Here is a 6,525-nt window from a genome sequence, read left to right on the forward strand (position 1 = left end):
GTTGAGTACGAGTTGCTGAATTCGCTCTGGAGTCAATTGCTGAACATTACTTAAAACCACAACCGCACCAGCTTCTTGAAGAGCCTGCTCATAAGCCTGACAGCGTTCGGGTACGGCCTGAACATGAGGGGGCAAAATCCCAACAGCGATCCAAGTCCGTTCGGGGTATCGGGCTCTAGCTTTCTGGATCGTGTACATATCGGCAACAGTGTCTCCGGCATAAAGAATAGGAGTTTCCAGCGCAATTGGGTTTTGCTGTTCTAGTTGCCCTATCGTTGCCAAGAGACCCGTCGGGTCTGGTTTGCCTGGAGCATCCTCCATCGCAATGAGTACTGGCTTTTGGAGACCAAGGCGTCTTGTGAGTGCATATTGTGCTTCACTTCTGGGTGCACCGCTAAAAAAGCCCCAGGGAATGCCAGCGATTGTTAAACGTTCTAGATAGCTGGGTTCTAAGAGTAAGGGTTCGGTGCAGATATAGCCTGTCCAATTTTTTGGGTCTGTTCCTTGGTAGCGCGACTGGAAAAAGGCGATGAGGGTCTCATAATTCAGAGGTACAACTGAACGTGCCTGACCCTGACGCTCAAAGTAGCGATAAACGAGTTCTTGTGACGCTTCCCAATCGTTGTTCCAAAATCCTTCTGATTTGAGCTGGTCAATTTCTACTCCAGAAGGTCGGTGAGCGCCATTGGTGAAATGTTCTACCGTATCTGCGATCGCACGTCGGTAAGATCCAGCCACATCCCGCACAACGCCATCGATATCGAAAACAACAATAGCTGTGCTTTGGGGAGTGAATATTGGGGATTGTGGATGGGTCATAACTCAGGTGGATGCACCGTGGGTTAAAATAGAAAATTGTACAATAATTTCAGAACGCCTGAAGTATCGCTGGAGGTGCGATTGGCTAAATTCATTCTAAAAGTGCTCTGGTTGGAGGAAAACGTAGCTTTAGCTGTTGATCAAGTGGTAGGCAAAGGAACTAGTCCTTTGACTTCATACTTTTTCTGGCCTCGGAATGACGCCTGGGAACAGCTAAAAAACGAATTGGAAGCCAAACACTGGATTTCCGAAAGCGATCGCATTGACCTGCTCAACAAGGCAACGGAAGTTATTAACTACTGGCAAGAAGAAGGTAGACGCCGACCTATGTCGGAAGCTCAATCGAAGTTTCCCGAAGTAACTTTTACTGGCAGCGCTTAATCCAGCGAAGTTGGTTTAACAAAAAGGCAAAAGAAAAGACTCACGCCTTCTCTTTTGCCTTTTTTATGGCTCACACCAAGCCACCAGCCGCTTGATAACGAGCGCGTGCTCGCTTAAAGGCTTGATTCGCCTGAATTTTCTCTTGTCGATTCTCACTCGCTTGAACTTGGTTAAGCCGCTCTTGGGCTTTGGTGTAGGCTTCGAGAGCCGCTGCTTTATCGATCACATCGCCGCGCTCAGCACCGTTCACAAGAATCGTCACTTCGTTGTTTTCGACTTCAGCAAATCCACCCATCAGTGCGATCGGCAACCAATCTTTACCAGGACGGACTCGCATCACACCTATATCTAAAGCGGTCAACAGGGGAGCGTGACCGGACAATATACCCAGCTGTCCCGTGGTGCTGGGAAGAATTACTTCCTGGGCCTCAGAATCCCAAACAGTTTTGTCGGGAGCAATTACACGAACAGTTAAAGTCATCTGTTAGGGGTTAGGGGTTAGGGGTTAGTAGTTCGTAGGGTAGGCTCTTGCCCACCCTACTGGAGGAATAATTAGCTACCTGCCTTGATTTTCTCAGCTTTGGCGATCGCTTCGTTAATATTGCCTACCAGGTAGAATGCCTGCTCCGGTAGGTCATCCAGTTCGCCAGAAAGAATCTTCTTGAAGCCGTCAATCGTTTCTTCCAGCTTCACGTACTTACCTGGAGAACCGGTGAAAACTTCCGCCACAAAGAAGGGCTGAGACAAGAATCGCTCAATCTTACGCGCACGAGCCACCGTCAGTCGGTCATCTTCTGACAATTCATCCAAGCCCAAAATTGCGATGATGTCTTGGAGTTCCTTGTAACGCTGAAGCGTGGATTGGACAGCACGAGCGGTTTTGTAGTGATCTTCTCCAACGACAGCCGGTTGCAGCATGGTGGAAGCTGAATCCAGTGGGTCTACAGCCGGATAAATCCCTTTAGCTGCCAAACCACGAGACAACACTGTTGTTCCATCCAAGTGAGCAAAGGTTGTGGCGGGTGCAGGGTCGGTCAAGTCGTCCGCTGGCACGTAAACGGCTTGCACTGAGGTAATAGAGCCTTCCGTTGTGGAGGTAATACGCTCTTGTAAATCTCCCATGTCGGTACCCAACGTCGGCTGATATCCCACCGCCGAAGGCATCCGACCCAGTAGCGCCGATACTTCCGAACCCGCTTGCACAAACCGGAAGATGTTGTCGATGAACAGCAGCACGTCCTGCTTGTTCACATCCCGGAAGTACTCAGCCATCGTCAGAGCAGAAAGGCCCACACGCATTCTGGCTCCGGGGGGTTCGTTCATCTGACCGTAGACCAGCGCGATCTTTGAGTCGTTGAGATTATCTTTATTAATAACCCCTGACTCGATCATTTCATTGTAGAGGTCATTTCCCTCACGGGTGCGTTCGCCCACACCGCCGAACACCGACACACCACCGTGATTGGTAGCAATGTTGTTGATCAGCTCCATCATGATCACGGTCTTACCAACACCTGCACCGCCGAATAGACCAATTTTGCCGCCGCGCCGATAGGGCGTCAGCAAGTCAATCACTTTAATTCCGGTTTCAAAAACCGAAGGTTTGGTTTCCAGATCCGTGAATTTGGGAGCCGAGCGGTGAATGGGGAAGGTTTGCTCCGCATTGACAGCACCTTTGTTGTCTACGGGTTCACCCAGTACGTTGAAAATCCGGCCTAGGGTTGCCTTGCCGACTGGCACATTAATGGGGGCACCTGTGTCCACCACTTCCATGCCGCGTACTAGTCCATCGGTGGTACTCATAGCAACAGCTCGCACCTGGTTGCCTCCCAATAACTGCTGCACTTCGCAGGTAACGGAGACATCTTGTCCGGCTTGGTTCTTGCCTTCAATTTTCAAGGCATTGTAAATCTGCGGCATCTTGCCGGTGGAAAACTCAACATCGACAACGGGACCGATGATTTGAATAATAACGCCAGTGTTTGTCTTTTCTGTGGTGGTGACCATGCTGCGCCTATGTTTTGAAGCTACCTTTTCAGATTCTGAAAAACGGTCTTTACATTTAGAAATGTCATTTTCCAGGTTACCACCAAAGATCCCGCGAGAGTGCTGCCACTATTACGCTTTCTTCGGTGGGTCGTAAGGGGAATAGTGGCTAACGCCTTCAGCTACTTCAAATTCCCCTGCCTACGCGATTGCCTAGGAGTATGTCAAAGTAGGCTGAATTCTTTGACTTATATTCTTATAGGGTGCTGGGCACTGGGAACTAAGAGCTGGGACAAAATATCTTTTCATGCTTGATTGTTCTTTTTGTGTTGATGTTTCCGTTTCCACAGGACAGTGGCACCACCAGCACTAAAGACTAAGACACCCAAAGTCGAACCCGGTTCGGGAACACTTTCAACGTTCAAGGAACCGTAAGCATAACCGCCATTCCCATCAGAGACTCGCACTGCCACTTTATAGTTGCGATATTCCGGAAAAGACCACTGCCCAGTTGCACCGACAAAGTCATTGAATAAGCCATCCCCATTCAAGTCCCACTCATAGGTGAGAGCATTACTCGACTTACCTGGGTCAAAGGCGGAGACAGCAAAATTAAAAAACTCGCCTGCCTTAGCAACCAAGTTCTGAGTCAGCTTAGTGATGGTTGGGGCAACGTTCAAGACTTGCAGCGTTCTGGTAATTACATTACTATCAGCACCATCTTTATCCTGTGCTTTACCTGTAAAGGTGTAAGTACCCGTGGCAAAGGGACCAAGGCTTGTTGTCGCTAAACGAGTTCCCGACGTTACTAAATCGGTGCCAATACTGTTGCCGTTAATAAAAAATGTCTCCGAGTCCGCGCCTGGATCGGTAGCTGTCAAGAGAGCGGATACGGATTGACCTTCATTGATCACGTACTGTGAAAGGTCGAAACTCGCTAGAGTTGGAGCTACATTTAAGACCGTTAGTCCGCCGGAGACTGAATCGCTCCAAGCTCCATCCTTGTCTAAGGTAGAAGCTGTATACGGAATGTAACCATTATCAGCAAACAAACCTAAGTTTGTGCTGACCGCACGGGTTCCTGATGTATTCAAGTCGGTGCCTACATAATTGCCGTTCAGGTAGAAGTTAATTGCATCAGCACCCGGATCGGTGGCTGAGATATAAGCCGTTGCCGATTGACCTTCGTAGATAGTGGGGATGCTCAGGTCGGTGACGGTTGGAGGCAGGTTTAAGACGGTCAGTACACTGCTAACAGGAGAACTATAAGTGCCATTTTCATTTCTGACTTGCGCTGTATAAACATAATCGCCATTATCGGCAAAGAAACCCGGATTTATGCTGGCCTGACGAGTTCCTGACCGCGTGAAATCTGTGCCTATATTTTGACCATTCAGGAAAAATGTGATGGCTCCATCATTGGGATCTGTAGCAAATATAGGGATGGTAGGTGCTGATTGCCCTTCATAGATAGTGGGTGCAGTGAAAGAGACCGTTGGCGGGATAGTTTGAGTTACGGGATTAATAATCTGAACGGGATCGTTACTCGTTCCGCTATCGGTATCAGCCAGGAATTGCATTACACCTGTAAATCCACTCGGCCAATACAGTGAAAGCCTGCCAAAAAGGTCTCCGTAGGAGATATTTATTGGATCGGAGTAGGCATAGGATGTTGGAGCTTGTCCTGAAGTGGGTTGAAAGTTCCAACCCTCAGCGGAACCGGGTGTATTGAGTGGACCCTCAAGCAGAGGATAATTATCAAAAAGGGTGTTTCCAGGAACGGCATCAATGACCAAAGAGGTCATCCCTTGAGCAAAATTACTCAACGTCCAGAACGAGCCATTGGGGTCATTCACTTGCGGATAAGTATTACCAGATTCAGTTAAAGACCAGCCAGAACCCAAAACCCCTCCGGAGCCCGAACCTGTAGCACCCCAAATCAGGCTCTGGGAGGTGCCATCTAAAAAACTAGCCGTTATCCGCATCCCGTTCATCATGTCTCCATAAGTTGAAAAGCCGCTGAGGGTTGTTGCCTCGGAGGGGGCTGCTACTCCTAGGAGGATAAACATGGCTCCAACAAGGCGGGTTGATTGTTTCTTTAAGCAAGAGTTATTCATTGGACTTATCTCCGTTCTAAGTTTTTTATTCTTCTCAAAAAGAAAAACTTTTAATTTTTACTCTCATTTTTTTATTGGTTATTGTATAATAATAGTAAATTTCCATCTAAAAAAATGACATAAATAAACAGTAGACAGTGGGCTAATGAATAGCTTAATAAATTCTTAGTATGAATTTCTTTCATAATTAGCAAGGCTAGATAAATGCAATAGGTGTAAGAGTAATATTGGTTTCCGCTGGAGAAACTGCTCTTTGCCATGCTTTTGACTCAATTAGCTCCTACAAATCCATCTGCCCACCCCTGTCCACTAGCGGCTCGTGTCGCTTTTTCCACAAGATTGAGTTAGGACTTACAGATTGATAGGAAGCTAATTATGTGGAGTTAAGTCTATTTTTTACATCAGGTGATCTAGGATGAAATCACCAGCCAGCTGTAGACGGCTCACGCCGAATGTATTTGAAGCAACACAACGTATTCAAATCGGAGGTGATAGAGCATATGCTACATGAATTCAAAAAGGTACAGGTGGTTAAACGAACTGATACCAAATCCGCTTTTATAATCCCCCTTTCAACTTTGGGATTCTTCTCCCCCAGCTTCCCCACAGAGGAAGACGGCAGTGATTCCGCTCAAGCGTAATCGCACTACTCAGGCAGTGACTATGATTTGGACTGGTACAAAGCACGGCTTCGTGAGAATTGGAAACCCACGTTGTCATCTGTGCGCTTCGCGCCCCGATGCGCTAACGATTCAGCGTGGGATGATCTTACGGGAATTGTGGATTACACCTTTGTGCCTATTGACTTCGTCTAGGTATTGAGACTTCAATTAGATGGCAAGGGCTGTAAGCCGTTCAATTCCTTCCTTATGTTCGTCCAAAAACAATGAGTGTATATTACTTGAGATACTCACTTTCGCGCATTCTCCAGTAGATTGAAAAGGGAAAATAGACTTTTTGAGGAAGAAAAATCTGTGCAGTGTCCGAAATGCAAGAAGGCAATGCTATTGGACGGTGTTCTGAGCGAAGATTTGGCTGTGAAGTACTGCCAGGAGTGCAAAGGCACCTGGATTCCCGCTAAGGACTACGAAGCTTGGCAAACGCATCAAGATGGGAATCCCAGGGGGTCAGAGGTGCCCTCTGGAACGCTCAATGTGGATTTTGTTCTGTCTCCTTTCGATACAAAAGCCGCCTTGTGTCCAGAGTGTCAGCGCTATCTTTC

General features: G+C 47.6%; 6 protein-coding genes. 2 read left to right on the forward strand and 4 right to left on the reverse strand.

The window, feature by feature from the left end:
- The coding region (locus tag V6C93_RS28485; protein ID WP_333480048.1) for a TIGR01548 family HAD-type hydrolase at window positions 1–819 on the reverse strand (819 nt) is incomplete at its 3' end.
- An 81-nt stretch (window positions 820–900) separates the two neighbouring features.
- Here V6C93_RS28485 and V6C93_RS28490 point away from each other — a divergent pair.
- A complete protein-coding gene (locus tag V6C93_RS28490; RefSeq protein ID WP_333480049.1) occupies window positions 901–1,200 on the forward strand; it encodes a 30S ribosomal protein PSRP-3 in 300 nt (99 codons plus the stop codon).
- 70 nt (window positions 1,201–1,270) lie between these two features.
- Here the strand turns inward: V6C93_RS28490 and atpC are convergent, their stop codons facing one another.
- The 3 genes from atpC to V6C93_RS28505 form a co-directional block, all read right to left on the reverse strand.
- Entirely contained in the window at window positions 1,271–1,681 is a 411-nt protein-coding gene (atpC, locus tag V6C93_RS28495; protein WP_333480050.1) for an ATP synthase F1 subunit epsilon, read from the reverse strand.
- A gap of 71 nt (window positions 1,682–1,752) precedes the next feature.
- A complete protein-coding gene (gene atpD, locus V6C93_RS28500) occupies window positions 1,753–3,207 on the reverse strand; it encodes a F0F1 ATP synthase subunit beta (RefSeq protein WP_333480051.1) in 1,455 nt (484 codons plus the stop codon).
- A gap of 284 nt (window positions 3,208–3,491) precedes the next feature.
- Window positions 3,492–5,303, reverse strand: a complete 1,812-nt coding sequence (locus tag V6C93_RS28505; RefSeq protein ID WP_333480052.1) for a hypothetical protein — start codon at window positions 5,301–5,303, stop codon at window positions 3,492–3,494.
- Window positions 5,304–6,277: 974 nt separating this feature from the next.
- Here V6C93_RS28505 and V6C93_RS28510 point away from each other — a divergent pair.
- Window positions 6,278–6,525, forward strand: a 248-nt coding sequence (locus V6C93_RS28510) for a zf-TFIIB domain-containing protein (RefSeq protein ID WP_333480053.1), incomplete at its 3' end; no start/stop codon positions are given.

Origin of the sequence: Allocoleopsis sp. (assembly GCF_036703385.1) — a bacterium.
GTDB lineage: Bacteria > Cyanobacteriota > Cyanobacteriia > Cyanobacteriales > Coleofasciculaceae > Allocoleopsis.